This window comes from Methylomonas rhizoryzae (genome assembly GCF_008632455.1).
Lineage (GTDB): Bacteria > Pseudomonadota > Gammaproteobacteria > Methylococcales > Methylomonadaceae > Methylomonas > Methylomonas rhizoryzae.
Window position 1 is genome coordinate 1,716,203 of the sequence record NZ_CP043929.1, and the last position, 25,475, is coordinate 1,741,677.

Here is a 25,475-nt window from a genome sequence, read left to right on the forward strand (position 1 = left end):
AAATGGTTAAGTCCTTAGCAACAATGCCAAAGAGTCGCGCCTATTCAGTTCATTATGCCTGGATAGTCCTCGCGGTCACGTTTCTGTGCTTGTTTGTGGCATCGGCACTGCGCTCAGTGCCGGGGATCATCATGCTGTCCCTGGAACAGGAGTTTGCTTGGAATAGGGAAACCATTAGCGGGGCGATTTCGCTCAACCTGCTGTTATTCGGCCTTGCAGGTCCATTTCTAGGTAGGTTGATGGATGTCTACGGCGCCAAACGCATCAGCGTTATCACGTTGATTTTGTCGGTGGCTGGCGCCGGCGGCAGCGTTTTTATGCAGGAATCCTGGCAACTGTATTTGTTTTGGGGATTACTGATCGGCGCGGGTTCCGGCGGCACTTCAATGATTATGGGATCGGCGTTGATCAATCGCTGGTTCCATCAACATCGGGGGCTCGCGTTAGGCATATTGGGCGCCGCCTTCTCTTCCGGCCAGTTAGTGTTCACTCCGGTTTTAATGCAGATCAACGTTCATGAAGGCTGGCGTGCGGCGACGCTGTTGATCGCCGTCGCGTTAGGCTTGCTGGTTTTGCCGTTGATTCTGAAATTTTTAAGAGACGATCCCGAATCAAAAGGACTGCTGCCCTATGGCGGCAATGGCGTACATGGAACAGTTCTTAAGCCCGATAGCAATCCCATGCGATCAGCCATGAGCAGCCTTCAATTCTGGCTGTTGGCTTCGAGTTTTGGAATTTGCGGCTTAACCACCTCCGGGCTTTTTCAGACCCATTTGATTCCGCACGGCATCGAACACGGCTTCAGCGAAATGACCATGGCGATGTCGCTAGGGGTAATGGGGGCGGCCGATGTATTCGGCACCATTTTATCCGGCTGGCTGTGCGACCGCTGCGGCAAGCGCTGGCCGCTGGCGTTTTATTACGTGGTCAGAGGTGCCACGCTGATACTGCTGCCCGGCATCGATAGCACCGGACAATTAATGATGTTCTCGATTATTTACGGCATGAATTGGTTGTCGACCATTCCGGCCACCTCGGCATTGACCGCGGACTTATTCGGCAAACAAAACGTCGGCGTGGTGTTCGGCTGGATTTGCTTTGCACATCAAATCGGGGCGGCCATCGCCGCCTACACCGCCGGTTACGCCCATAGCCTGATCGGCGACTACCGCTTGGTTTTCATCGCGTCGGGCCTGTTTGCCTTTCTCGCAACCGGGATCGTTGTGTTCATCAGGGACCCTGAAGCTGTTCGGTTTTAAATTGATGGGGAAAATGCCGTGGCTGTAGCCCGGATTGCGGTAATAGTAAGAACAATGGGCGCGGAAGAAAAAGTCGAAAATCGCTGATTGATTTTTTGGGAGCGTTAACGAGGTTCTACCAAGACCGCGCGGTTTTATATTTGCGTTAACCAATAAAACTGAAAACCTTGCAACACAATGTGTCTATCGTATTGCGCCGGTTGCCGCCCGCTATATAAATCGACGAATCGGGTAAACGGATCGATACCCTTGCTTCTGAGCAGAGCCAGGTCGAGATATTGCGGACTGGCGGCGAAATTGGCTACCACCAACACCCGTTCAGAGGGCCGTTGATGATCGAAGCGGAGGTAACACAATAGATGCTGGTTATCGATGTCTACCAGTTCGCGATTGTTAAAATCGGCAAACGCCGAGGTTTCTTTGCGGATTGCGATCATTTTCTTCATCGCGTTGAATAAGACGTACTCCGTCGTTCCCTGTTTTTTGCGCAACTCGGCACGTTCCCAATTGATTTTGGGGCGGTGTATCCAACGGTTGTCGTTACTTTTATGGGGATCGTCGCGATAGCTGTAGTCGTTGATTACCCCTAATGCATCGCCGTTGTACAGCAAAGGGATGCCGCCGAACGATAAAATCAGGCTGTGCAGCAACACTATTTTTTTGACCGCGTTATCGATCAACGCTTGGTCGTTTGTTTCCTGACCGGCTTCCAAGCCGACCAGCGAGGCCATTGAACCGCTGATGCGGGCGTCGCCGGTGGTTTCGTTGTGCATGAACACCATGCCTCTGGCCGGTGAGCCTTCGAATTGGCCGCTGAAATAATTGACCAAAAATTGCCGGTGCGCGTACGGGTCGTAACCGGCGGCGCGGATGTCGTTGTCGTCGAAGCCGAAACCGATGTCGTCGTGACAACGCACGTAATTGAGCCAAGTGGCTCGTTCCAGTTTTGCCGGCAGATTTTTAACGCCTTGATAGAGTAATCTGGCGTTTTGTGTGGCGATACCGTCCCACAGCAAAGCCATTAGCGTGGCGTTGTAGGCAATTTCGCATTCCTTGGCGATGATGGCGTCTTCGCCGAAATATTTGATCATTTCCACCGGCGTGACGATGGCTTCGGCGATGAACAGTACGCCGGGCGCGGTGACTTGGCAACAATCCTTCATCAGTTGCAGAATCAAGTGCGCGTTGCGCTCGTTTTGGCAGGTGGAGCCGATCTTCTTCCACAGAAAAGCCACGGCGTCGAGCCGCAGTATGTCCACGCCTTGATTGGCCCAAAACAAGATGATGTCGAGCATGGCTACGAACACTTCGGGATTGCTGTAATTCAAATCCCACTGGTAGTTGTGAAACACCGTCATCACCCATTTTTGCATCGCCTCGTTCCAGGTGAAATTGCCGGGATTGCTTTCGGGGAAAATCTCCGGCATGGATTGCTCGAACATGTCCGGCACTTCGCGGTTGCCGAACACAAAATAATAATCCTGGTAACGTTGCTCGCCGTTGATGGCTTTTTGCGCCCATTCGTGTTCGTCGGAGGTATGGTTTAACACGATGTCCAGCACCAACAAGATGTCGCGCTTTCTGAACTCCTCGGCGAGGCGCCGCAAATCGTTTAAAGTTCCCAGCCTGTCGTCGATTTGTCTGAAATCGCTGACCGCGTAGCCGCCGTCGCTTTTGCCGGTGGGGCACATCAGAATCGGCATGATGTGCACCATGTTGATACCTAGTTCTTGAAAGTATTGGGTTTTGTCAGCTAGGTCGGCAAGATTGTCGGCAAATCCGTTGGTGTAAAGTGCCATGCCCACCCATTGCTGCGATAAAAACCAGTTGTGGTCCTGTTCCCGGGCGATGTCGCTTTGTTCCAATTCCGCGCTGCGGGCGATATAGCCTTTGGCCATGGTTTCCACCAATCGCAACATTTGCGTTTTGAAATCGTCGCGCTGTCCGTATAGCGTGAAAAATAAAGAATAGATGGCGTAAAAATTGGCTCCCAAGCGCGTATAGAAGTGCCTGATGTCTTGGCGGCGAATTTCCGGTTTCAGATCGTCGAGGATATTGTTCAATAGCGAGTGGGAAACTTGTTCGTACATAAGTAGTTCCTGGGGGTTTACTCGGGCCGATAGTGGCCGAGTTTGTATCGACTTTGCTTAGCTTTTTTTTCACCTGCTCTCGGTGTATGCCTGATGCCGGCCGGCATCAGCGCTACCTTGCTTCTGGCCGGAGGTTAAAGATTAAAAAAGTCGTAATGTTCGATCGCTTCTAAAATACCCCAAGCGTGGGCTCGCATCGCGAAATAAACGTGCTCCATTTCGGCCAGGGTCGATAGCTCCCCGCTGTGGCGGTTGGCGACGACGACGCCCAGGGTGTTGCCGCGCAGCATGTCTTCATCTCCACCGGAACCGCCGGTGGCTAATACGCGTTGTAACGGAATGTCCCGTTGTCTGACAATGTAGCGCAAGGCTTGCCCCTTGGAGGCCCGGGCCGGAACGATGTCCAAAAATTGGCCGAAGGACAAGGTGACGTTGACTGAAAAATCCTGCTTATGTAATAGGCTGTTGATCTCTTCGATGCTAGGTGCGGTGGCGGCGTCGTAGAAATAGGACAGTTTGAAACGGCTTTGCTCGCTTTTTGGCTGCGGCTTGAGTCCCGGTAGATCTTCAAATAGCCGTCGTAACACGTGCGGCGTCCAGCCGTGGTCGATGTGATAACTCCACGAAATGTCGGAAATCAGCTGTTGGGCGTAATGAATTTCCGTACCCAAACTGGTGATTAAAATATCGGGTTTAGGTACCTTGTGCGCTTTTAAAATGGCCAATGCCGAATCCAGGCGTCTGCCCGAGCCGATGCAAAACAAGAATTTTTTGCGTTGCTCGCGGATCAGCTTGACAAGTTGTTCCAAACCTTCTGCGTCGCCTAGCAGCGTATTGTCGATCTCGGTGCAAATCGCCAGCTTGCGGTAGCGGCTGGCTTGGGTACGCGACACGGTCTTCGGCAATAATTCGAAGCCTTTGGGCAGCCCGCGAATTTTGCTCAAGTAAGCGCGGGCGTGCGCTTGCCACAAATAATGTTTTGCGACGTTTTCAATGCCGGACGCGGAATATTGTTGCCACAGCGCCGGATTCTCCAGCACGGTTAATAGTGCGTCGGCGAACCCCTTCACGTCGAACGGGTCGATCAGCAAGCCGTTTTGGCAATTGCCGATAATATCTACCGGGCCGCCGTTTTCGGTAGCGATTAACGGTAAGCCGCTGGCTGCCGCTTCCAATAGCGTCAAACCGAATGGTTCGGTGAGGGCCGGATTGACGAACACGCCGTGCGAGGTCGAAGCCAGGCGGAAAATTTCACCAACCTGTTCGGTACTATGGTGCTTGGGTATCGCCACCAGACCATATAAATCGTAAAAATCGATCACCATTAATAATTCGGTCAGCACCCGTTGCGGACCGTCGGCCATTTCGCGGATGTCGTCGCGATTGCCGGCTACGATGACCAAATTGGCCAGTGCTTGCAAACGCGGCGACTCGCCGTAGGCCTCCAGCAACGCAATAATGTTTTTGCGCTCGTCGGGACGGGATAAAGCCAAAATGATAGGTTTATCCGGGTGACTGAGAAATTTACGCAAGTGCGGTAAGTAGCTAGTGCCGTCGCCGATCGCCGACGGTGGATGGAACTGGGTTAAATTGATGCCGGGGGGTATGATCGCCATTTTCTCCGGTGCGTAGCAGTCGTAAAGCTCGTATTGATCCTCGATTTCGTTTCGGGTGCTGGCAATCACCAACGCGGAGGCGGCTAGCGTATCTTCTTCGGCGTCGATGCGGCGAAGTATGTGGTAACGTTGTTCAATGTCGTTGAGAATCATCCCGGTGGCAAGCAGGCGCCGGCATTTGTCCCGGCCCAACGAATGACCGGTATGGACCAGCGGTATGCCGGTTAGCTGGGAAATATGTAATCCGACGTAACCTGCATCGGCGTAGTGGCTGTGCAAGATGTCGGGTAGGCGGGGTTGCTGGTGTAGCCAGACCAATAAATTGTCGGTGAAACCGTCCAAATAGTCCCATAGTTGTTCCTTCGGAATGTAGTCGTCCGGCCCGCACTCGATGCGCACGATTTGCGCGTTGCCGGCCAAAGTTTCCAGCGGCTCGGCATAATCGGTACTCACGCTATCCGCCCGAATCAAGCGGGTCACCAAATCGACCCGTTCGATATCGGTCTGTCCGGACAGTGCTTTTGCGAGTTCGATCACGTATTTGGTTTGTCCGCCGGTATCAGGATCTCTGCCGAGTTCCAAGTCGTTGCCGCGAATCAGCCCATGTATGCTAATCAATACGATATAAAGCGCTTCCGGCGAATCTTGCTCTGACATGAGGCTATCGTCTCCCGCTGATAGGGACTTGAAGTCCGTGTATTTCGCGTTGCGAGCAACAGTGTTTGCTTGAACAGCTTTGGCGAATCTTACTACGTTTCCGGGCACAACCCTAAATCCAACTGCCGGTGACAAAGCACAAGCTGTTGATTTATAAATAATTCATCCAAATCCAATGCGGGTTGGCCGTTTTGAGCCGCTCAAATCCGCGGCACAAGCGCAACATCAGTACCACCACGACAAGCCATATCGCATAAACGCTAGCCAAGCCGTAACCGTAATCGGCAGGCAAATTCGGCGACCAAATGCCGCCGCCGGCGATTTCTCGCACCGGACCGCCTGTTATCGCCGCCAAGCCGACTGCCAGGCCGTGAATGACATATAGGTGAATTAAATAAAAAAATAGCGGCGTACGGCCGAATAACAGCAAGGGATGTTGTAGGTGTAACGACTTTTGATGCAGCAAGCCTAACAGTATTAGAGCCGGACCTAACGTCATCGATAAATACAGCAAGGAAGGCGGGTATTTGTGGCAATTCAAAAACGACAGTAGCGTAAACGCGGGCGTGGTTTGTACTTGCCAAGGATCGGGGTCACCGTAAACGTTGGCGTAGCGCAGGGCGATGAATAAAAGGGTCAACCCGGTCCCGGCGGCAATCAATTTGAATGGGGTACCCGGTTCGTTGCGCTGCAGCCAGCTGCCGAAACCGAAACCCAGCGCAATCACCCCTATCCACGGCAGCAGCGGGTAGTAGGGATTAATAGACCAACCGTTGCCTAAAGCCACATCCTCGCCGGTATGCAAGATCGCCCACCACGGCGCGAAGCCGCCCAAGTCTTGCGCTCGAATGCCGTCCAGAGCATTGTGTCCGGCCACGATGGTCAGTCCGATCAAGCCCACTATCACCACCGGCAGTTTGGCTAAACCGGCCAATACGATCATGGACCAGCCTATAGCCCATAGCACGCCGCCGTCGACTTGCCGGAAATCGTTCAGAAAATTCCACGACCACGCCTCCACGGTACAAGTCAGCAGTAACAGCAGCAGCCCGCGTTTCAGCAAAAAACCGCTGATCGGTGCATTCCGGCCTTTGCGGGCGAACCATAAAAACGCGCTGGCGCCTGCCAAAAACACGAACACCGGTGCGCAAAAATGCGTGATCCAGCGGGTCAGAAACAAGGCGACGTTGGTTTGCTGCAAATCGGTCGGCTTGAAGTGAGCGTCGCTGAAGAAATCGCGGGTGTGATCCAAGGTCATGATGACCATGACCAGACCGCGCAGGGCATCTATAGACGTTAACCGGGCGGAAGCGGGTTGGACATTCAATGGCTTACCTCGACAATATTGCTTTAGTGTGCACTGCTTGCGCGGCAGGTTAAGATGGTTGGCGGAACTATTCAATCTTACGACTATTTGCAAAATTGGTTTGGAAAGTAACTTAACGATCTATAACATTAAGTCGAATCAATTGGCTGGAATTCGGTTATCGGGAAATAATCGGCTCGGTTGGGTAAGGCATGGTCGTCTTGTCTCGATCCGTTGCAGTCTATCGTCTAATCTGATTCAATGACCGCAGTTTGATGTTTACCAGTCATGCCTACTAGGTTCCGATGATATGCAGAAGGGAAAATCGCATGTTAATCAATAAATTATCGGTTCTAGGAATGATTTTCGGTAGATATACAGAACTATCTAATTACTAGTTATGTGTAGCCATGGAAAAAATCGAAGCTGAAATAGTAATGTTGAGTACGGAAGATGGTGGACGAATATCTCCATTATCGGGAGCAGCTTTCGGTGGAATTTATCGGTCCCATATTGTCATAGGTGACCGAAATCAACGAGAAGCAATTGTGGAGGTTACTCCTGAGCATCCTAGAACTTTGACTGAAAAGTATCAGGGAGTCGCTTTCATAGAAGGGCCAGAAGTTGAATTTGTACCAGTAAATGAAAGAATACATGTAGTGATGGCACTAATGTATTTTCCCGACAACGTATATGAAGATGTTATTCCTGGTGCAACATTCACCCTTCGCGAAGGAGGCAAAATTGTTGGGCATGGTGAAATACTAAAGCGGTGGAGCGATGAGAAAAACACATAACAAGCGCATAAACTCGGACCATAAAAAGCTACGCTCCGCTCCGCTTTTTTTGGCCGGTTATGCTTGTCGTTAGGTATCTCTGCAACGGAGAGGGCATGGAAGAAAAACATTGGCTTGATTACTTAACTGCTTTCGGGGCTGTCGCGACTCCATTCCTTGTATTGCTGTTAACTGGAGTTGGCTGGAAATTTCGTAAGTCAATTGATCGCCGCCTTGATCTTGAAGACAAGTTACGAGAAGACAGAATCAATACATACAATATAATCCTTGAGCCATTTACCCTTTTACTAATGACTCAAGCCGCATGGGAGCACGACAAGCAAAACAGGAACAAAAGCAAAGACGATATTGCGGTTGGAAAATTACTTTCCCTTGATTATCGCAGAGCAGCTTTTAAGCTCTCGTTGGTAGCAAATGATGATGTCGTATTGGCATACAACGAACTGATGCAATTTTTCTACTCCCAAGGCGATCAGCCAGTTGCATCAGATGAAACGCTTAAAGCCATGCTTAGTTTGCTTGGAAAACTCCTTTTAGAAATACGAAAAAGCATGGGGAATGAGGCAACCAAACTTAATCATTGGCAAATGCTTGAATGGTTTATGACCGATGTCCGTAAAATCAAAAATACCTAACACAACGCTTCACCCGACCAAAAACCGCTACGCGGTTTTCGTCGGGTGAGCTCGGCGTTATGCATGAAAAGAGAAAACACAGGCATGGAAGAAATCACACTACATTCGATTGAAAAAGCATCAGAAGAAGCCGTAAAGTTGTGGGCGCTTTCTAGCTCTCAGTACCCTTTCCAGAATAAGCTTATTCAGGAAAATGCAAATGCAACAATAATTGAAGTAATCAGCTCTTTCGCACTGAATGCGCGCAGAGCAATGGAAGTACTGCCTTCCAATGTAAAGTATCCACTCAATGCTGCTCGCTGGAAGTGGGAGCCAACAAGAAAAGGCGAAAAAGTAGCCGGGCTATGGGATGCCTTGAACAGAATAATTCATGCGCAAAAACTATACGTTGGTTTTGAGCGTTTACCCGATAGCATCTCTGTAATTGATGGCGGGGCAATAATTGTTCCGTATATCCAAGCAGAAACTGATAGAAAAGAGCTAGCTTTTATAGATCCTTTCGCTTTGTCTCATGCATATCTATATGGTGTATTGCCTGCCCTTATCGAGCTTCGTGGTAATCAGTTTCAGCTAAAGTCATCAAATGCATAACCAGCGGGTCAACTTGACCGCCAAAAGCTTCGCTCCTATCGTCGCAAAGCTTTTGCCGTCAAGTTACCCTTATCGTTAGGCATTATTCTTCGGCACTTAAATGAATATAAAATTTGTCTTCTGGCTGGTTATTGGGTTGCAGTGCGGTAATTCGTGGGCACAACAACTTCCTATTCCTACTGAACTTACTTCTAAAGTAAAGCAAGCCGAAAAAACAGGTGCTGAATTATTCCAAGTGTTTTCCGACGCAAAAACTTTAACTTCGCCAATTCTTCTAAAAGCTCAAAGTACCGCCGACTCAACCAGCTTAAACCGTTGTAATGCGCCTTACCAAACTTTGGTTCTTCCATCAAAAAATGCACAAGACCCTATAGCAGTTTATGTTATTGGAGTTCCTTCACTAATGGCTGGAATAATGGGGGGGCGGCATTTTCGGGTAGTGGTTTCGCAAGATGGTAGTACAGTTTTATCGGTTACTCCTTCCACCCAAACATGCCTCTTTATCGCACCAAACACCGTACCAAATGGTGCAAAGCCAGTTGCCGCATTCATGTCCCATGTTTTGTCAGCTGCCCCAACAGAATTTCATGTATTTCTTAGCCTTTACAATAAACAACCCATTTATGTGGGAACAAAAGCAGGTGTATGGGCAATTGAAAACGGCAAGGTTTCGTATGTTGCTAATCAAAAATAATCGGCTACACAACCAGGCAAGCCCAAACCTTTTCGTTGGTGGGTGTTTCGCTTTGGTTGGCATTGCTTGGCCCAACAAGTCGGTCAAAGGGACGCGCCGCCCTTAGGCGCATTGAAAGTAGGTTTTTTTAATTAAGGTTTGGGGCTTCGTTTGGCTTTCGTTAGCGGCGCGCCCCTTACCGTAACGTTAGCTACCTCATGAGTTTTTCGCTACTTGGTTGGCTGTTCGCGCTTGGCGTTGTAATACACAACACCGAGGAGGCGCTGTTTCTCCCAGCTTGGTCAACACGTGCTGGTCGTTGGCATGTTCAGGTTGGCACATTCCCTTTCCGCTTTGCCGTTGTCGTTTTATCCATTGCTGTCATTTTTGCCGCATGGCTCTCTTCGGTTAGTGGTGCACACAGCTATGGGGCTTACTTCCTTACAGGCTATGCTCTTGCAATGGTGCTTAACGTCTTATTCCCCCACGTTTTAGCAACCGTAGCGCTACATTCATATGCACCAGGCACCGCCACTGCGGTGCTTCTCAACCTGCCTCTTGGTAGCTACCTCATTTATCGCTCGCTTACCGAAGGGTATGTTGACCAACAGGTATTTGCGGTTTCTGGCCCAGCCACTGTTGTTGGTATCATTGCCTCAATTCCAATTTTGTTCACGGTGGGTAAAAAGCTAACTCATCCATCAAGCGGGACGCTGCGCTAACGCGCATCGCCCCTTATGTCAAACGTGTGTGCCGGGCATGGCACGGCGGCTTAGTAAGTTTGGGTGGTAACACGGAGTTCGGCGTGTACGCGGTTAGCGGAAAAAATCAGTTTGTTAGGCTGGGGATTTACCGGATACAATGCGACAGGCGCCTAAAACTGTGAGCAGGTTCTAGAATTTTATTCAAATCTCATCAGGTTTGCCGTTTTATCGGCGCTGCTACGGAAAGTGCTGATACACATTCGATTGGCCGTGACAATACCTGTCAACACGCACTAGGCTGTCGCTTACCGCTTGTAATGTGGATAAAAGCTAACAACGACATTGGATGTTTAACTGCTGCATCAACATAATAAAGTCAAGAGGTGTGTCGTGAATGTAATCAAAACCAAGCCCAATCCTATTCTTCACGCAAAAGCAGGCGTGAAAACGCTGGCCGGCTGCTCGGCATTAATGTTAGCGCTATGTGCTGCGGGTTCGGCCTATGCGGCTCCGGTACTGTACAAGGATAAAGCGGCGTTCGATGCCGCCGTGGCCGGCATCGCCAATACCGATGTGTCGGTGCAAAATTTCGACGGCATAGCCGGGGGGACTACCTTCGCTTCCGGTGCTGCCATCGGCGGTCTTAACTTGACGTATACCCTGGGCGACTCAGTGGTCGGCGACGCCATCGACCCTGCCGCAGGCATACGCAGCATAGGCGGTACTTCCGGTGCCAACACCTTGGCTTACGAATACGCTGGCGCCTTTGGCGGATTTACCTTAGGGGATACGCTGAATTTCGGTTTTACCGTACCGACTTATGCCTTCGGCTTTTATTTGGTGCTGGGAGACATCAATTTCGACTTTTTCGCCGATGATGCAATCCTGTCGTTCGGCGGAGCCACGCTCTCGGTGGCCGATGCGGACGTCGCGACTTCGGTTAACGGCACGCCGGCCTTGTTTCTCGGGATAGTCGATACGGCGCAAAAATACAGCAGCGCCAGCGTGGTGTTTAATACGCCGTTGGAACTCGACGACTTAATTACCGTAACGGACAAAGTCACCAATCCGCCTAACCCACTGCCGGCGCCGGGAACGCTGTTGTTGTTACTGCTGGGAGGAACCCTGCTGTCCGCCGGAAAGCGTTATGGTAGAGAATTGAGCGGTCAAGCTTGAGATTTTACCTTTGCGGTTGGATAACGGCCGTCAGCGTGTCTGTGATGGTCTTTGTGGGAGCGACGCTCCGTCGCGATTAAGTGTCGTTTCCACAGTCAATATTTTTGCTCGTTCGGGATGCCGAGACCGCTTTAAGTTTGTTAGACGGTTAAGGCTGCCGGTTTTCCCGTTACTGGCTTTGATAGAGCGGCAACGCGTTGATGCGCGCATGGATTTTTTCCAGCATTTGCCGATAGTTCTCCCCCTGTAAGCCGCCAAAGCGCTGTTGGAATTCGGCTTCCGGCATAAATTCCGGTAAATCGGCGGTTGCGGGCATGAATTCGCTTTCCTGCGCGTTTGCCATGCGGGTTTGCAGGCGTTTGGCTTGATCCGGATCGGCTACCGCCATTTCTCCCAGGCGCCGGCCGGCCAAGTCGGCGGCAAGATCGTTGAAGGAAAAGCCGCTGCCGCCGCGCGAATCTTCGACTTCCTTGTAAAGGCCTACCGCGTCCGCTAGCGGGGTACCGGCGTATGCGGCCAACAAGGCCGATACCGAAAAATGTTTGCCGAAATCGTCCCGGCCGTTCAAGAGTACCGGTCGCCAGTTGGGAAATTGGCCGATCTTGGCGGCGGTGATGTAGCGGCCGAGTTCGCGGCGGGTGCTGTACAAAGCCATCAGCAAAACGACTGTCCGATTTTCGGCAATCGGATCGCCTTGTACGCTGCGTTCCGCCGCCAGGCGAAACAGCGGTCCGGCAATGACGGTCAAGGAAATCGGTTGGCGAGCCGTGCGTATGACCTCGACTATCTTGGCTTGGTAAATGCCGATGCGTTGCCGCTCGACTGGGTTGTCCCAAAGGATGGCGGATAATTTAGTCGGCAAGTCGTGTTGCCAGCGGTAGGCGGCCGTCATCACCCCGGGTTTGAATTCGATTTGTTTGAGACTGGATAACAAGGTTTTACGCTCGTTGTCCGGAATAAGCGCGGCAATTAAACGGTCGGCAAGCGCGTGGGCCAACCAGCCGGGTATCGGCAAGCTGCCGAGTTTTGCGCCGGCGATTTTCGGCAATTTGCCGTTTTGCGCCAAGACCAGGGTTAAGTTGGCGTAGCGGCCGACGGCCGGTAACGGGGCAGTGGCCCGGATGCGGGCGCGGCGCTCGCTGATCTTCAGCTCCGCTGCCCCGTTCACCAATTGATTGGCGGCATAATTGAGGGCGAGATCCAACTGCTTTTGATTGAGCCGCGCTAGCGCGGTGCTGCCGGAACGCAAGCGGCGCGGGTCGTTGATTGCCAATTGACGTTTAACGTCGGCTATTTTTTCCGGACTTAAATCCGCATGCCGTTGCAGCGCCGGACGGCTGTCCAGCGCTAACCAGACCAGTAGTATCGGAACTAAGATAACGCCGGCCGAAAATAGTGCAATGGATCGAGACAAGGAGATGGGCACGGATGGTCAGTATGATGGGTTTGCTACTCTAGGTTCAGGGCGTGTAAGCAGCATGCGTCAGCGGGGCGCTCCGGGTACGTTGGGCGACAGTTTAGCCGAGCTACTATAGCGATGGGTGGCAACGAATGCGGTAAAATGCCAGGTTGTCGCCGCTTATCGTCTCGCCGGGTACGCAACCCGAATTCATTTATCGTCTTAATTCATGAAGTTACTCGCTGTAGAAACCTCCACGGATGCCTGTTCGGCGGCTTTGTTCATCGACGGTCAAATATGCGAACGGTTTCAAATCGCGCCTAGACAACACACCAAACTGATCCTGCCGATGCTGGATGAACTGATGGCCGACGCCGGCTTGCGCCCCGGGCAATTAGATGCCGTGGCCTTAAGCCGGGGGCCCGGTTCGTTTACCGGCGTGCGGATTGCGACCGGCGTGGTGCACGGCATTGCCTTAGGTGCCGATTTGCCGGTGGCCATGGTGTCTACCTTGGCCGCTATCGCCCAGGATTTTTTCAATAACGGGGAACAGCGGCTGGCGTTTACCGCGCTGGATGCGCGTATGGACGAAGTGTTCTGGGGCGTTTATCAACGCGACGAGCTGGGATTGGCGCGCTTGCTGGGGGAAGAGGCGGTTGTCCCGGCCGCCGACGTGCGGTTTCCGGATCTGGCCGGACATGGAATAGGTTCCGGATGGGCGGCGCACGCGGATATTCTGGCACGGCGCTTGGCCGATCGGGTGTTGGGGATAGACGCTGGTGTTTGGCCCAGGGCAGGCTGTGTGGCGCAATTGGGGGCTTATCAAGTCGCAAACGGTTTGACGGTGCCGGTAGAATTGGCGCAGCCGGTTTATCTGCGCGATAAGGTCGCTAAAAAACAGGGTGAGAGATAAGGTAAACTAGCCGGCTTTTGCATTGAGATAAAAGCGCCCCGATGGCCGAATACCTGGAAATCCATCCGCAAAATCCGCAGCCGCGTTTGATTCAACAAGTAGTCGGTGTGATACGCACCGGCGGGGTAATCGTCTATCCTACCGATACTTCCTACGCCTTGGGCGCGCAAATCGGCGATAAACACGCGATGGACAGGATACGGCGCATCCGTCGCCTGGACGACAATCACAACTTTACCTTGTTGTGTACCGATTTGTCGCAAGTTTCCACCTTTACCAAAATGGGCAACGACGCGCACCGTTTGATCAAACATTTAACGCCCGGGCCGTTCACCTTTTTGTTGGATGCCACCCGGGAAGTGCCGCGCCGTCTGCAGCATCCTAAAAAGAAAACCATAGGGGTGCGCATCAGCGACAACCGCATCGCGCGGGCGATTTTGCAGGAATTGGGCGAACCGATTTTATCCACGACCATGATCTTGCCGGGTGAAGAAGAAGCGCTGGCCGATCCTTACGACATTCGGGAAAAACTGGAGAAAGAATTGGATTTGATCGTGGACGGTGGCATTATTCCGTTCCAGCCGACCACTATCGTGGCCTGTATGGACAGCGGAATCGAAATTGTCAGGCAGGGCGTGGGTATCGCCCGCATGCTGGAGAAATAAACATGATGGACGAATTGACGCTGGTGCAGCGGATTGTGGTTTGGATTTTGCCGGTGATGTTCGCGATTACCGTACATGAGGTCGCCCACGGCTGGATGGCTAAACAATTTGGCGATAAAACCGCCTATCAGCAGGGCCGGTTAACCTTGAACCCGATGCGTCACATCGATCCGGTCGGTACGTTGATTTTGCCGGCTATATTATTGCTTACCTTTACCGGATTTATTTTCGGATGGGCCAAGCCGGTGCCGGTAGACGCCCGTAATTTTAAACAGCCGCGCAAAGCGATGATGTTGGTGGCCTTGGCCGGGCCGGTTTCCAATTTGTTGATGGCCGCCGCCTGGGCGCTGCTGGCGCGGATAGGCGTGATGTTGCAGGTCGAATTCGTCTCCATGCCGTTGATTTACAGCGGAGTTGCCGGCATTTCCATCAATCTGGCCCTGGCCTTGATTAATTTATTGCCTATTCCGCCTTTGGACGGCAGCCGGGTCGTGTCCGGCTTGCTGCCGGATTATTGGGCGTGGCGTTACAATCGATTGGAGCGCTTCGGATTTATAATTTTGCTGGTGTTGTTGGCGACTAACGGCTTGGGCCTGATTCTGGCTTATCCGATGTATTATGCGCATCAGCTTTTTTTTGATTTGGCGGGACTATGAGCGTCTTGGCTAGTCTGGTGCCGGGCCGGTTTAGGCCGGGTTCACCGTTAACCCGATGAGCGATTCCGAACTCCAAGCCCAAGCCGAAGTGTTGTCGCCGCTGGCGCTGGTGCAAGGCCAACCGTTCGACGATTTGCCGGAGGATTTGTACATCCCGCCGGATGCGCTACGGATATTTCTGGAAACGTTCGAAGGCCCTTTGGATTTGTTGCTGTATTTAATCAGGCGGCAGAATCTGGATATTTTGGATATTCCGATTGCGCCAATCACCCGGCAATACATAGGCTACATCGAAATGATGGATAAGCTGCGCTTGGAGCTGGCCGCGGAATATTTGGTCATGGCGGCGTTGTTGGCCGAAATCAAATCCCGGATGTTGTTGCCCCGGCAACCGGAATGCGAGGAAGAGGAAGACGATCCGCGGGCGTTTTTGATACGTAAGCTACAAGAGTACGAAGCGATCAAGAAGGTCGCCGAGGCGCTGGATGAATTGCCCAGGGACGAACGCGATACTTTTCCGGCCACGGTCGACGTGTCTACCGTCAGCGTGCAGCAAGCGTTGCCGGACGTGCCGCTCGAAGAGTTGTTGTTGGCGTTTCAACAGGTATTAAAGCGCGCGGAGCGACTCAGTCATCACCATATCAGTAAAGAGCCCTTATCAGTCCGTGAACGAATGGCAACCATTTTGGAAAAACTTAACCGGCAAGATCAGCTCCCTTTCGCAGCGTGTTTTACCCGAAGTGAAGGAAAAGGCGGGGTGGTTGTCGCGTTTCTTGCCGTCCTCGAACTCTCCAAGGAGCGAGTCGTCGACATCGTCCAGCCTGAACCCTACGCCGGAATTTTCGTCAGACTCCGGGTCGATAGCAGCAGCGGCGACTGAAGTCGAGTTTGAACAGCGTTCGGAATTGTATGAGCCTGTCGAAACCAAGCCTGCAACGCGAAAACCTCGCGCCAGATCCAGGACAGCAAAGCCGACGCTCAAACAGCGCCACCCGGTTGTCAGATTTCCGCGTCAGTGGCCTAAAGCGCTGCATCGCCAGCCGCCGGCGCGGCTGGTCACTACCGCGCGGGTTCGGCGACAGACGGTGCGCATACCGCGTGCATGCGCACCGGCAATCCGCAACAGCGCGGTTATTGCCGCAAAACCGGAGATCAAGCGGCGCAACAGGGTGGTCAGATTGCCTCGCCAATGGCAAAAGAGCTTGCATCGCGCGCCTCCTGCACGTGTTGAGGCGGCGATTCGAACTAGCGCGGTTGAAATGGATGTTAGCGGAAATCGAGGCGTGCCGGGTTTTGTCTCCGTGTCAGCGCGGAAGTGCGACGTGAACACCAAGCGCATCGTGGAGGCGATATTGTTTGCCGCCAACAAACCCTTGACTATTCGGCAAATTCAGGACGCGTTTCCGGAGCTGGAACGGCCGGATACCTTGGAAATACAGACCGCTCTGGAAACGATAGCGCAGGATTATCAAACCCGGCCGATAGGCTTGAAACAGCTGGCTAGCGGTTATCGCTTCCAGATCCGCGAAGGTTTGGCGCCCTGGGTGACGCGCTTGTTCGAAGAAAAGCCGGCCCGATATTCCCGAGCCTTGTTGGAAACCTTATCCATCATTGCTTATCGGCAACCCGTCACCCGCGGCGAAATTGAAGACATTCGCGGAGTCAGTGTCAGCAGCTCCATTGTGCAAACCTTGCTGGAACGGGAATGGATACGCGTGATCGCCCATAAGGAAGTACCGGGCCGGCCGGCCTTATACGGTACGACTAAACAGTTTTTGGACTATTTTAATTTGACGTCGCTAAGCGAACTGCCGCCTTTGGAAGAAGTCGGCAGTTTGGATTTCGGCGACTCAGCAGCCACTCAGGAAGCCAGTGAAAGACCGCAAACCGAATTCGCCCAAGTCTCCGTCTTATCCTCCGACCAACCGGAAGCCGAACCCGAATCGCAAGCCCAAATCGGCGCCGAACGTCGGACACTCCACTAACACGATAGCCGGCGGCGAACGCATTCAAAAATTGCTGTCGCGGGCCGGGATCGGCTCGCGGCGGGAAATCGAACGCTGGATAGAAGAAGGCAAGTTGCTAGTGAACGGCGTTCAGATTAAACCGGGCTACCGGTTGCAGGCCGGAGATAGATTGCAGATCAATGGCCGCATCGTCAAATGGGAAAAATACGCCGAGCAGCCGACCCGGGTGTTGGTGTACCACAAACCGTTGGGGGAATTGGTTACCCGGCGGGACCCGGAGGGCCGGCCGGTGATTTTTACCCAATTGCCGCGCTTGCCGGTGGGGCGCTGGATTGCGGTGGGACGTTTGGATATCAATACCTCCGGTTTGATTTTAGTCACCAATAACGGCGAATTGGCTAACCGGCTGATGCACCCGGCCCGGCAAGTGGAACGCGAATACGCCGTGCGCATTTTAGGCGAAGTCGACCAGGCCATGATGGAGCGGTTGAAATCCGGCGTGGAACTGGACGACGGCCCGGGCCGTTTCGACGAGGTGCGGTTTTATGCCGGAGAAGGGGCCAACAAATGGTTTTACGTGACGGTCAAACAAGGGCGTAACCGTTTGGTGCGGCGCTTGTGGGAATCGCAAGGCGTCAAAGTCAGCCGCTTGATTCGGGTGCGCTATGGCGACATTACCTTGCCGGAACGGATTAGGGCGCACTCGTTTTACGAGCTGGAGGAACCGGAATTGAGCATGCTGATGCAATCGGTGGATCTCTAGTTGCCAGTGGCCTCTTTCTATTGGGCGGGCGGATGCGACAGCGGTTTTTTCCGTAACGCTTTAATCTCGAACAGATAAGCCAGCCCTACATAAGCCGTTAGACCCATTGCACCGCTTAACCAAGGGGCGATAGCCGTATGGTCGATCAGCTGCAGGTGGGCAAAATAAAGGCCTATGCCTAAACCGCTGTAGGCGCCGATTGCAGCTAGCGGGTAAGGTATCGGGTAATACAGCCGGCCCAGCAGCCAAGACAGGCACACCATAAAGGCATAGCAGGCCAAGGTCGCCCAAGCCGAGCCGACATAGCCCCACAGCGGAATCCAATACCAGTTGAGCAACGCGGTCAGCGCGGCGCCGGCCATGGCGACCCAGGCACCCAGGCCGGTGCGGTCGCTGAGTTTGTACCAAACGGAGAGATTGACGTACACGCCCAATAACAAATTTGCCAACAGCAATATGGGCACTACCGCTAATCCGCTCCGAAATTCGGGACCGATGAAATACTTGAAAAAGTCGAGGAACAGCGTCACCGCTAAAAAGATCAACAGGCCGGCGATGACGAAATAGCGCAATACCAAGGCATAGCTGCGTTGTGCGTCTTCCCGGCCGGCGTAAGCGAAAAAAAACGGTTCGCCGGCATAGCGAAAAGCCTGCACGAATAAACTCATCAAGATCGACAATTTGTAGCAGGCGCCGTAAATGCCGAGCATTTTCAAATTGGTGTTCAGGTCATAAGGCAACAACAGTTTCAAAATGGCGCGGTCCAGCATTTCGTTGACCATGCCGGCCAAACCTATCGCCACCATGGGTAAGGAGTATCGGGTGAGCGGTAATGCGATCCCGGCCTGTACATTCACGGGCACTCGGCGAAACTGGGGTAGCAATAACAAAAACTTAAAGGTACTGGCGGCCAGATTGGCCAGAAAGATATAGCCGACGCCCAACTTCGGGTTGTAGTAAGCCGAAAACCCGTTGTCCGGCCACAGCGTTATCAACTTAGGACAAAGCAGCAGAAAAAACAGGTTCAAGCCTATGGTAACGGCAATTTCCGCCAAGCGTATTCCCGCGAAGCGCCAGGCCCGGTTCTCGGCCCGCAAACGGGCGAACGGTAGCGCGGTAACCGCGTCTACCGCCAAGATCACGCTAAACCACAGCAAATATTCCGGGTGATCGGAGTAGCCTAAAGTTTGGGCAATGCTTGGAAGGTAGCAATATACGCCGAGTACGAACAGTAAGTTGGCGACGACGATTAAACTCAAGGCATTGGCGTATACAGCCTCGCCGGCGAATTCCGGTTTTTGCCGAAAGCGGAAATAACCGGTTTCCAGGCCGAATACCAGTAATACGGCGAAAAAGCCGGCATAGGCGTAAAGCTCCGATACCACGCCGTATTCGCTCGCGCTAAAGGTATAGGTGTAAAGCGGGACCAGCAGATAATTGAGAAAGCGGCCGACGATGCTGCTCAGCCCGTATATCGCGGTTTGCGATGCTAATTTTTTTAAGACGCTCAAGGCCGCTTACTTTTTGATAAAAATCAAATCCCACACGCCGTGCCCCAACTTCAAGCCGCGGTTTTCGAATTTGGTCAAGGGCCGGTAATCCGGGCGCGGGCAATAGTCGCCGCCGGGGCTGGCGTTTTTCAAGCCGGTATCGGCGCTAAGCTGGCTCAGCATGTCTTTGGCGTAATCCTGCCAGTCGGTCGCCGCATGAAAATAGCCGCCCGGGAGCAGCTTTTGGTTGAGTAAATGTATAAAACTCGGGCGGACGATGCGGCGTTTGTGGTGGCGACGTTTGTGCCAGGGGTCGGGAAAAAACAAATGTACGCCGGCCAGGCTGGCGTCGGCGATCTTTGTCTCCAAAATTTCGATTGCGTCGTGGTGGTAAATGCGAACGTTGCCGATACCGCGTTCTGCCAACAACATCATCAGGTGACCGACGCCGGGCCGGTGTACTTCTATGCCCAAATAATTCAAATGCGGGTTGGCGGCGGCCATATCGGCCAGACTGTCGCCGTTGCCGAAGCCGATTTCGACAATTAATGGCGCTTGCCGGCCGAAGCTTCGGTTTGGCTCGAATGCGCTTGTAGTGGCAAGACAGTATTTAGTCCAATGCTGTTCCAAAGCGATGCGTTGGCCGGTGGTGGCGCGGCCTTGCCGGCGGATGAAGCTGCGGATGCGTTCGGGGTCGATAATGCGTGATTCGCTCATGCTGGGTAGGTACCGCTTGCCAGCACAAGCGGTTGTATTTTGAGTTGAAAAAACTTGGATTATTGACAATCGAATTGTTTGGGCCAGTCCCGGTAATTGAATACCTGGCCTTGTTCGCGCACCGTGGCGACGGCGGATAGATCCAAGTCGGCGTATACCCATTGCACTTGGTTGTAACTCCCTATCGCCAGGATGCCGTTGTTAGGGAAGCCGCGGTCGACCGGGGTATAGACGGCGGCGGCACCGCAATTGACGTCTACCGCTTCCGACCAATCGGCATTGCCGACCAGCGAGGCTTGCGCCACGTAACATTGGTTTTCCAGCGCCCGGGCTTGGCAACCGATCCTAACCCGGTAGTAGCCGGCTTCGGTGTCGGTGCAACTGGGGACCAGGATCAACGTGGCACCGCGTTCGGCTTGCCGGCGGGCGTAATGCGGAAATTCGCTGTCGTAACATATGTTGATCGCGACCTTGCCGAACACGGTGTCGAACAGTTTGATGTCCAGACCGCGTGAGATATGCCATTGTTCGTTTTCGAACCGGGTCATGGTCAGCTTTTCCTGATAATCCACGTCGCCCTGCGGAGTAAAAAAGTAAGCGTGGTTACGGAATTCGCCGGTGGGGTGTTTGACAGGATAGGTGCCGGCTTGAATGTACACCCGGTGCTGTTCTGCCAGATCTTGGAACAGCTGCAGGAAAGCCGGCAGCAGGGTTTGCAGCGCATCCAGTTGGCCGGACAAGGAAGAGTAGACAGGTTTGGGGAACAAGGACGCCAGTTCCATGCAGGCGTATTCCGGGAATAGCAAAATATCGGCTTTATTGGCGGCGGCGTCCTCGACCCAACGGCGGGTTTTGGCTTCGAAATTGTCCCAGGTCTCTAAAAAGCTGATGTCGTATTGAGCGGTAGCGAGTTTAGGCATGGTCTTCCTTCAGCCAGAATGTCATGGGTTTGGGAGTTTCGGCGCTGTCGTCGAGATCTTTCCAGGAATAAGTGGTTTTCAGTTCCGGATGTTTGAAGTAACCGCGTTTGTTCCAGAATGCGTCCAGCGGTACATAATCCGCCGGGCGGCGAGGATGGTCGGCCGGCCGTTCCACGCAGCAGAAGGTTATGTGCTTGAAGCCGCCTAAATCTTCGGCGTGCGCTTCGCGTTGTTCGAAAAATTTCACCCCTATGCCTAGCCCTCGATAGGCTTTATTCAATACCGATTCGCCGCAATAAAACACCTCGTCCGGATGGTAGCCGTGTTCGACGAACGGCTTTTTGACTTCTTCGGTTTCGTATTTCAGCGGAATCGCGGTGGAGGCACCGACGATGGCGTCTCCGTCGAAGGCTAACACGATCACGCTCTCCGGGCAGTCGATATAGGTTTTGAGATATTTTTTTTCGTATTCGTAATCACCGTCGTACAGATAAGGAAAGTCTCGGAACACTTCGATACGCAGCCGGGCCAGTTCCGGAATGTATTGAAGTAAGGCTTTGCCGCTGAGGCGGGTGATGCGGATGTCTTTACTCATGAGTGATTGAAGTCATTGGCTATAAAACGACAGTCCGCTACGAATTGTGGGACTGTAGTAGCATATTGTATTGCACGCGGGCGGCGCTTGCCTATGTGCAGAAAGGGAAGATTGCCTATCGGGGCGTGGGGTGTTTTACCCTAAACTTAGGGGGCGGCCGAATTTGGCGCGCGTGGTCTAATTGAACGATGGATTTGGATAGAGATGGTTAAATCAGTGGTTTTTGCAATGTTGATTGCCGGTTTTTTGATGCCGGAGCGGATTGCGGCAGCTGCCAAGCAAACGATTAAAATTGCGTATCTTTCCGAAGAAAAGGACGCGCCGCCGGCCTTGTCCAATTTGGACCCGTTCATTCAAAACAAAGGGCTGCACGGCGCGGAATTGGCGATAGCGGATAACAATACCACCGGCCAGTTTACCGGTCAGCACTATGAGTTGCAGAAGCTGATCGTGCCGGTGGGCGGTGACGTGATCAAGAGTTTCGATAGTCTGGCCGACGACGTGGCCTTCGTGGTGCTCAACCTGGATGCCCGGCATATCAACGCGTTGGCGGACGCTCCCAAAGCCCGCGAGCGCTTGTTGTTCGACGCAAGTACCAGCGATGATGCTTTACGCGGCGGCGAATGTCGTCACAACGTATTGCATTTATTGCCCAGCCGGGCCATGCGCGCCGACGCCTTGGCCCAGTACATGCTGAAAAAGCGCTGGCAGAAATGGTTTCTGGTCGTAGGCCCGGCGCCGGAAGACAATTTATATGCGGAAGCCATCAAGCGGGCCGCTAAACGATTCGGCATGAAATTGGTAGCCGAGAAAGTTTGGAGTCACGATTACGACGCGCGCCGTTCCGCCCAGTCGGACGTGCCGGTGTTTACCCAGGGCGAAGAATATGATGTGTTAGTCGTCGCCGATGAGCAAGGCTTGTTCGGCGAATATTTGGATTACCGTACCTGGTTGCCGCGGCCGGTGATAGGCACTCAAGGCTTGGTCGCGACTGCCTGGCACCGCACCCACGAGCAGTGGGGGGCAGTGCAATTGCAAAATCGATTTCTCGAAGCGGCGGGACGGCGCATGGAAGAACAGGATTACGCGGCTTATTTAGCAGTGCGGGCCATAGGTGAAGCCAGTGTGCGCAGCAAATCCAATCAGATGCCGGCGGTCAAAGATTATATGCTGTCGGATGCTTTCGCTTTACAAGGCTATAAAGGCAAGCCACTGTCTTTCCGGCGTTGGGACGGACAGTTGCGTCAACCAATTCTATTGGCTGCGCCGCGTTCTTTGGTCAGCGTAGCGCCTATCGAAGGTTTTTTACACCCCGTTACCGAACTGGATACCCTGGGTTACGATCAACCCGAAACCAACTGCCACTAGGAAGACCTATGTTGAAATTAAGCTGTATCGTTTGGCCGCTGGCGCTGTGTTGCGCCGGTATCGCTCATGCCGAAACCGTGTTTGTTACCTTGGAAAAAGATAATGCTATTGCCATTGTCGATCCCGCCGAGGGCAAATTGCTGAAGACTGTGGATGTCGGGCAACGTCCGCGCGGAATAGCGCTTGGCCAGGACGGCAAGTCGTTGTTTGTGGCGACTAGCGACGACGATACCATCAAGATCATAGATGCCGATACGTTGAAAGAGACCGGCCGTTTGCCTTCCGGCGAAGACCCGGAAACTTTTGCCTTGAGTGCTGACGGCAAAACCATGTACGTATCCAACGAAGATGACAGTGCGGTTACCGTGATCGATTTGGCGACGAAAAAAGCCGTTCGGCAAATCAAGGTTGGGGTGGAACCGGAAGGGATAACGGTCAGCCCGGACAACCAATGGGCTGTGAGCGCTTCCGAAACTACCAATATGCTGCACTGGATAGACACCAAAAGCGGCAATATCGTCGAAAATAGCTTGGTCGATCCGCGCCCGCGCGCTGTGACTTTTACCGCCGATAGTCAGCAGCTGTGGGCGACTTCGGAAATGGCCGGTACCGTCACCGTCATAGACGTCGCCGACAAGCAAAATCTGCGGACGTTGCTATTGGACGTGCAAGGGGTGAGTTCCGATTTGATCCAGCCGGTCGGTGTCGTAGTAGATAAACAACGCCGTTACGCGTATATCGCGTTGGGGCCGGCCAACCGGGTAGCGGTGGTCAATGCACAAACCTTGAAGGTGGAAAAATATTTGCTGGTAGGCCAGCGGGTATGGAATCTGGCATTTTCGCCCGACGAAAAGCGCCTTTACACCACTAACGGAGTTAGCAACGATATTTCCATCATCGATCTGGAAGAACACAAGGTGACCAAATCGATAGCCGTGGGCCGTTATCCTTGGGGCGTTGCGGTAAAGCCATGACCGAATTCGCATTGAAAGTAGAGGGCTTGAGTTTTGCCTACGGCGCAAAAAAAGCCCTGGATGAGGTCTATTTTTCCGTGCAAGCGGGCGAATGCGCCATTCTATTGGGGCCGAACGGCGCCGGTAAAAGCACCTTGTTTTCCCTGATTACCCGCTTGTACGACAGTCGGGAAGGCCGTATCGCGATATGCGGTTTCGATGTCAAAAAGCAAAGCCGCTTGGCCTTGGCCCAATTGGGAGTGGTGTTTCAACAGACCACCTTGGATCCTGATTTGTCGGTGATGCAAAATTTGCGCTATCACGCCGCATTGCACGGCATCGGCCGGAGAGTGGCCGACAAGCGGATACAGGAAGAATTGGAGCGGTTGCAGATGTTCGAAAGGCGTAAGGAAAAAGTGCGTCAGTTAAACGGTGGGCATAAACGCCGGGTCGAAATTGCCCGGGCTTTACTGCATCAACCCAGCGTATTACTTTTGGACGAACCGACAGTGGGCCTGGATGTGCCCAGTCGCCAGGCTATCGTCGAGCATGTGCATCAGTTGGTCAAACGGCAGCGTTTGGCCGTATTGTGGGCCACTCATCTGATAGACGAGATCGCGGAGGAGGACAGTTTGATCGTATTGCATCGAGGCCGGATCAAAGCCGGCGGCCCCCTGAAATCGGTCTTGGAAACGGCCGGATGTAGTAACGTCGGCGAGGCGTTTCGAAAACTGACCCAAGGAGCGGCAGCATGAGGCTGATGCATTATTGGCGGGCGATGCTTGGCATTATCGGCCGGGAATTATTGCGGTTTTTGCATCAACGGGAGCGTTTCGTTTCCGCTTTGGTACGGCCATTGGTTTGGTTATTCGTATTTGCGGCCGGTTTTCGTGCCGCTTTGGGGATAGCCATTACCCCGCCATACGAAACGTATATTTTGTACGAAGTCTATATCACGCCGGGGCTAATCGGCATGATCCAGCTATTTAACGGCATGCAAAGCTCTTTATCGATGGTTTACGACCGCGAGATGGGCAGTATGCGCATGTTGATGGTGTGTCCGTTGCCGCGCTGGTTTTTGCTGCTCAGCAAACTGATTGCCGGTACTGCAGTATCGGTGTTGCAAGTGTATGCGTTTTTGGGGATAGCGTGGCTGTACGAAATACAGGCACCCCTCATGGGCTATTTGTGGATTGTGCCGGCGTTGATGTTGTCTGGCATGATGTTGGGTGCGCTGGGTTTGTTGTTGTCGTCGTTTATTAAGCAACTGGAAAACTTTGCCGGGGTCATGAACTTCGTCATTTTTCCGATGTTCTTTATGTCCACCGCATTGTATCCGCTATGGAAAATCAAGGAATCCAGCGAGTTGCTGTATCAATTGGCGCAGTACAACCCGTTTTCGCAAGCCGTGGAGCTAATCCGTTTCGCCTTATATGAGCAATACAACCAGGAGGCTTTGCTTTACACGGCAGCCGCGTTTTTGCTATTCATCAGTGCGGCTATCGTGGGATATAACCCGTCCAAGGGCATGATGGTCAAAAAAGGCGGCGGCGGAGATTGACGGC

25 protein-coding genes are annotated in these 25,475 nt (G+C 52.9%); 17 read left to right on the plus strand and 8 right to left on the minus strand.

Annotation, left to right across the window (positions count from 1 at the left end):
• The first annotated feature begins 23 nt into the window (after positions 1 to 23).
• On the plus strand, positions 24 to 1,259 hold the full coding sequence (locus F1E05_RS07925; RefSeq protein WP_190303280.1) for an MFS transporter: 1,236 nt from the start codon (positions 24 to 26) through the stop codon (positions 1,257 to 1,259).
• A gap of 134 nt (positions 1,260 to 1,393) precedes the next feature.
• Here the strand turns inward: F1E05_RS07925 and F1E05_RS07930 are convergent, their stop codons facing one another.
• The 3 genes from F1E05_RS07930 to F1E05_RS07940 all read right to left on the minus strand — a co-directional run bounded on the left by F1E05_RS07930 (position 1,394) and on the right by F1E05_RS07940 (position 6,949).
• Positions 1,394 to 3,349 (minus strand): alpha-amylase family glycosyl hydrolase, encoded by a 1,956-nt coding sequence (locus F1E05_RS07930; protein WP_150047788.1) that lies wholly within the window; start codon positions 3,347 to 3,349, stop codon positions 1,394 to 1,396.
• A gap of 134 nt (positions 3,350 to 3,483) precedes the next feature.
• Entirely contained in the window at positions 3,484 to 5,622 is a 2,139-nt protein-coding gene (locus F1E05_RS07935) for an HAD-IIB family hydrolase (protein WP_150047789.1), read from the minus strand.
• 151 nt (positions 5,623 to 5,773) lie between these two features.
• Entirely contained in the window at positions 5,774 to 6,949 is a 1,176-nt protein-coding gene (locus F1E05_RS07940; protein ID WP_150047790.1) for a DUF1624 domain-containing protein, read from the minus strand.
• A 389-nt stretch (positions 6,950 to 7,338) separates the two neighbouring features.
• On the opposite strand from F1E05_RS07940, the gene F1E05_RS07945 reads away from it, so the two are divergent.
• The 6 genes from F1E05_RS07945 (at position 7,339) to F1E05_RS07970 (ending at position 11,504) form a co-directional block, all read left to right on the plus strand.
• Positions 7,339 to 7,725 carry a hypothetical protein gene (locus F1E05_RS07945; RefSeq protein WP_150047791.1) on the plus strand — a complete coding sequence of 129 codons (387 nt, stop codon included), beginning with the start codon at positions 7,339 to 7,341 and terminating at the stop codon, positions 7,723 to 7,725.
• Positions 7,726 to 7,820: 95 nt separating this feature from the next.
• Positions 7,821 to 8,360 carry a hypothetical protein gene (locus tag F1E05_RS07950; protein WP_150047792.1) on the plus strand — a complete coding sequence of 180 codons (540 nt, stop codon included), beginning with the start codon at positions 7,821 to 7,823 and terminating at the stop codon, positions 8,358 to 8,360.
• Positions 8,361 to 8,423: 63 nt separating this feature from the next.
• Complete coding sequence (locus F1E05_RS07955) at positions 8,424 to 8,951, plus strand: hypothetical protein (protein WP_150047793.1); 528 nt, start codon at positions 8,424 to 8,426, stop codon at positions 8,949 to 8,951.
• A gap of 100 nt (positions 8,952 to 9,051) precedes the next feature.
• On the plus strand, positions 9,052 to 9,645 hold the full coding sequence (locus F1E05_RS07960) for a hypothetical protein (protein WP_150047794.1): 594 nt from the start codon (positions 9,052 to 9,054) through the stop codon (positions 9,643 to 9,645).
• Between the two features lie 197 nt (positions 9,646 to 9,842).
• Positions 9,843 to 10,346: an HXXEE domain-containing protein gene (locus tag F1E05_RS07965; protein ID WP_150047795.1), complete on the plus strand. Its 504-nt coding sequence runs from the start codon at positions 9,843 to 9,845 to the stop codon at positions 10,344 to 10,346.
• A 372-nt stretch (positions 10,347 to 10,718) separates the two neighbouring features.
• Positions 10,719 to 11,504, plus strand: coding sequence for a hypothetical protein (locus F1E05_RS07970; protein ID WP_150047796.1), 786 nt, complete (start codon positions 10,719 to 10,721; stop codon positions 11,502 to 11,504).
• Between the two features lie 169 nt (positions 11,505 to 11,673).
• Here F1E05_RS07970 and F1E05_RS07975 read toward each other — a convergent pair whose 3' ends face one another.
• On the minus strand, positions 11,674 to 12,930 hold the full coding sequence (locus tag F1E05_RS07975; protein WP_232056817.1) for a hypothetical protein: 1,257 nt from the start codon (positions 12,928 to 12,930) through the stop codon (positions 11,674 to 11,676).
• A gap of 202 nt (positions 12,931 to 13,132) precedes the next feature.
• Here F1E05_RS07975 and tsaB point away from each other — a divergent pair, with 202 nt between their 5' ends.
• From tsaB to rluB, 6 genes are all read left to right on the plus strand, one after another.
• On the plus strand, positions 13,133 to 13,816 hold the full coding sequence (gene tsaB / locus F1E05_RS07980; RefSeq protein WP_150047797.1) for a tRNA (adenosine(37)-N6)-threonylcarbamoyltransferase complex dimerization subunit type 1 TsaB: 684 nt from the start codon (positions 13,133 to 13,135) through the stop codon (positions 13,814 to 13,816).
• Positions 13,817 to 13,857: 41 nt separating this feature from the next.
• Positions 13,858 to 14,481 carry an L-threonylcarbamoyladenylate synthase gene (locus F1E05_RS07985; protein ID WP_150047798.1) on the plus strand — a complete coding sequence of 208 codons (624 nt, stop codon included), beginning with the start codon at positions 13,858 to 13,860 and terminating at the stop codon, positions 14,479 to 14,481.
• Between the two features lie 2 nt (positions 14,482 to 14,483).
• A complete protein-coding gene (locus tag F1E05_RS07990; protein WP_150047799.1) occupies positions 14,484 to 15,137 on the plus strand; it encodes a site-2 protease family protein in 654 nt (217 codons plus the stop codon).
• A 55-nt stretch (positions 15,138 to 15,192) separates the two neighbouring features.
• A complete protein-coding gene (locus tag F1E05_RS07995) occupies positions 15,193 to 16,017 on the plus strand; it encodes a segregation and condensation protein A (protein WP_150047800.1) in 825 nt (274 codons plus the stop codon).
• 442 nt (positions 16,018 to 16,459) lie between these two features.
• Positions 16,460 to 17,122 (plus strand): SMC-Scp complex subunit ScpB, encoded by a 663-nt coding sequence (gene scpB, locus F1E05_RS08000; RefSeq protein ID WP_197737422.1) that lies wholly within the window; start codon positions 16,460 to 16,462, stop codon positions 17,120 to 17,122.
• On the plus strand, positions 17,010 to 17,867 hold the full coding sequence (gene rluB, locus F1E05_RS08005; protein ID WP_190303281.1) for a 23S rRNA pseudouridine(2605) synthase RluB: 858 nt from the start codon (positions 17,010 to 17,012) through the stop codon (positions 17,865 to 17,867). Before scpB ends, rluB begins: the two co-directional genes overlap by 113 nt.
• 17 nt (positions 17,868 to 17,884) lie before the next feature.
• On the opposite strand, the gene F1E05_RS08010 is transcribed toward rluB, so the two are convergent.
• The 4 genes from F1E05_RS08010 to F1E05_RS08025 are packed head-to-tail and all read right to left on the minus strand — an operon-like array spanning position 17,885 to position 21,589.
• A complete protein-coding gene (locus F1E05_RS08010; protein ID WP_150047802.1) occupies positions 17,885 to 19,378 on the minus strand; it encodes a polysaccharide biosynthesis C-terminal domain-containing protein in 1,494 nt (497 codons plus the stop codon).
• Between the two features lie 6 nt (positions 19,379 to 19,384).
• Complete coding sequence (trmB, locus tag F1E05_RS08015) at positions 19,385 to 20,074, minus strand: tRNA (guanosine(46)-N7)-methyltransferase TrmB (RefSeq protein WP_150047803.1); 690 nt, start codon at positions 20,072 to 20,074, stop codon at positions 19,385 to 19,387.
• A 59-nt stretch (positions 20,075 to 20,133) separates the two neighbouring features.
• Positions 20,134 to 20,994, minus strand: coding sequence for a carbon-nitrogen hydrolase family protein (locus tag F1E05_RS08020; RefSeq protein WP_150047804.1), 861 nt, complete (start codon positions 20,992 to 20,994; stop codon positions 20,134 to 20,136).
• Positions 20,987 to 21,589, minus strand: coding sequence for a GNAT family N-acetyltransferase (locus F1E05_RS08025; protein WP_150047805.1), 603 nt, complete (start codon positions 21,587 to 21,589; stop codon positions 20,987 to 20,989). The genes F1E05_RS08020 and F1E05_RS08025 overlap by 8 nt, the downstream gene beginning before the upstream one ends.
• Positions 21,590 to 21,817: 228 nt before the next feature.
• On the opposite strand from F1E05_RS08025, the gene F1E05_RS08030 reads away from it, so the two are divergent.
• From F1E05_RS08030 to F1E05_RS08045, 4 genes are read left to right on the plus strand one after another with little or no spacing between them, the layout of a single operon-like run.
• On the plus strand, positions 21,818 to 22,957 hold the full coding sequence (locus F1E05_RS08030; protein ID WP_408631334.1) for an ABC transporter substrate-binding protein: 1,140 nt from the start codon (positions 21,818 to 21,820) through the stop codon (positions 22,955 to 22,957).
• Positions 22,958 to 22,965: 8 nt separating this feature from the next.
• The gene (locus F1E05_RS08035) at positions 22,966 to 23,931 is read left to right on the plus strand and encodes a PQQ-dependent catabolism-associated beta-propeller protein (protein WP_150047807.1); all 966 of its coding nucleotides are present in this window, start codon (positions 22,966 to 22,968) and stop codon (positions 23,929 to 23,931) included.
• Positions 23,928 to 24,665 (plus strand): ABC transporter ATP-binding protein, encoded by a 738-nt coding sequence (locus tag F1E05_RS08040; RefSeq protein WP_150047808.1) that lies wholly within the window; start codon positions 23,928 to 23,930, stop codon positions 24,663 to 24,665. Before F1E05_RS08035 ends, F1E05_RS08040 begins: the two co-directional genes overlap by 4 nt.
• Entirely contained in the window at positions 24,662 to 25,471 is an 810-nt protein-coding gene (locus tag F1E05_RS08045; protein WP_150047809.1) for an ABC transporter permease, read from the plus strand. The genes F1E05_RS08040 and F1E05_RS08045 overlap by 4 nt, the downstream gene beginning before the upstream one ends.
• The last annotated feature ends 4 nt before the right edge of the window (positions 25,472 to 25,475 follow it).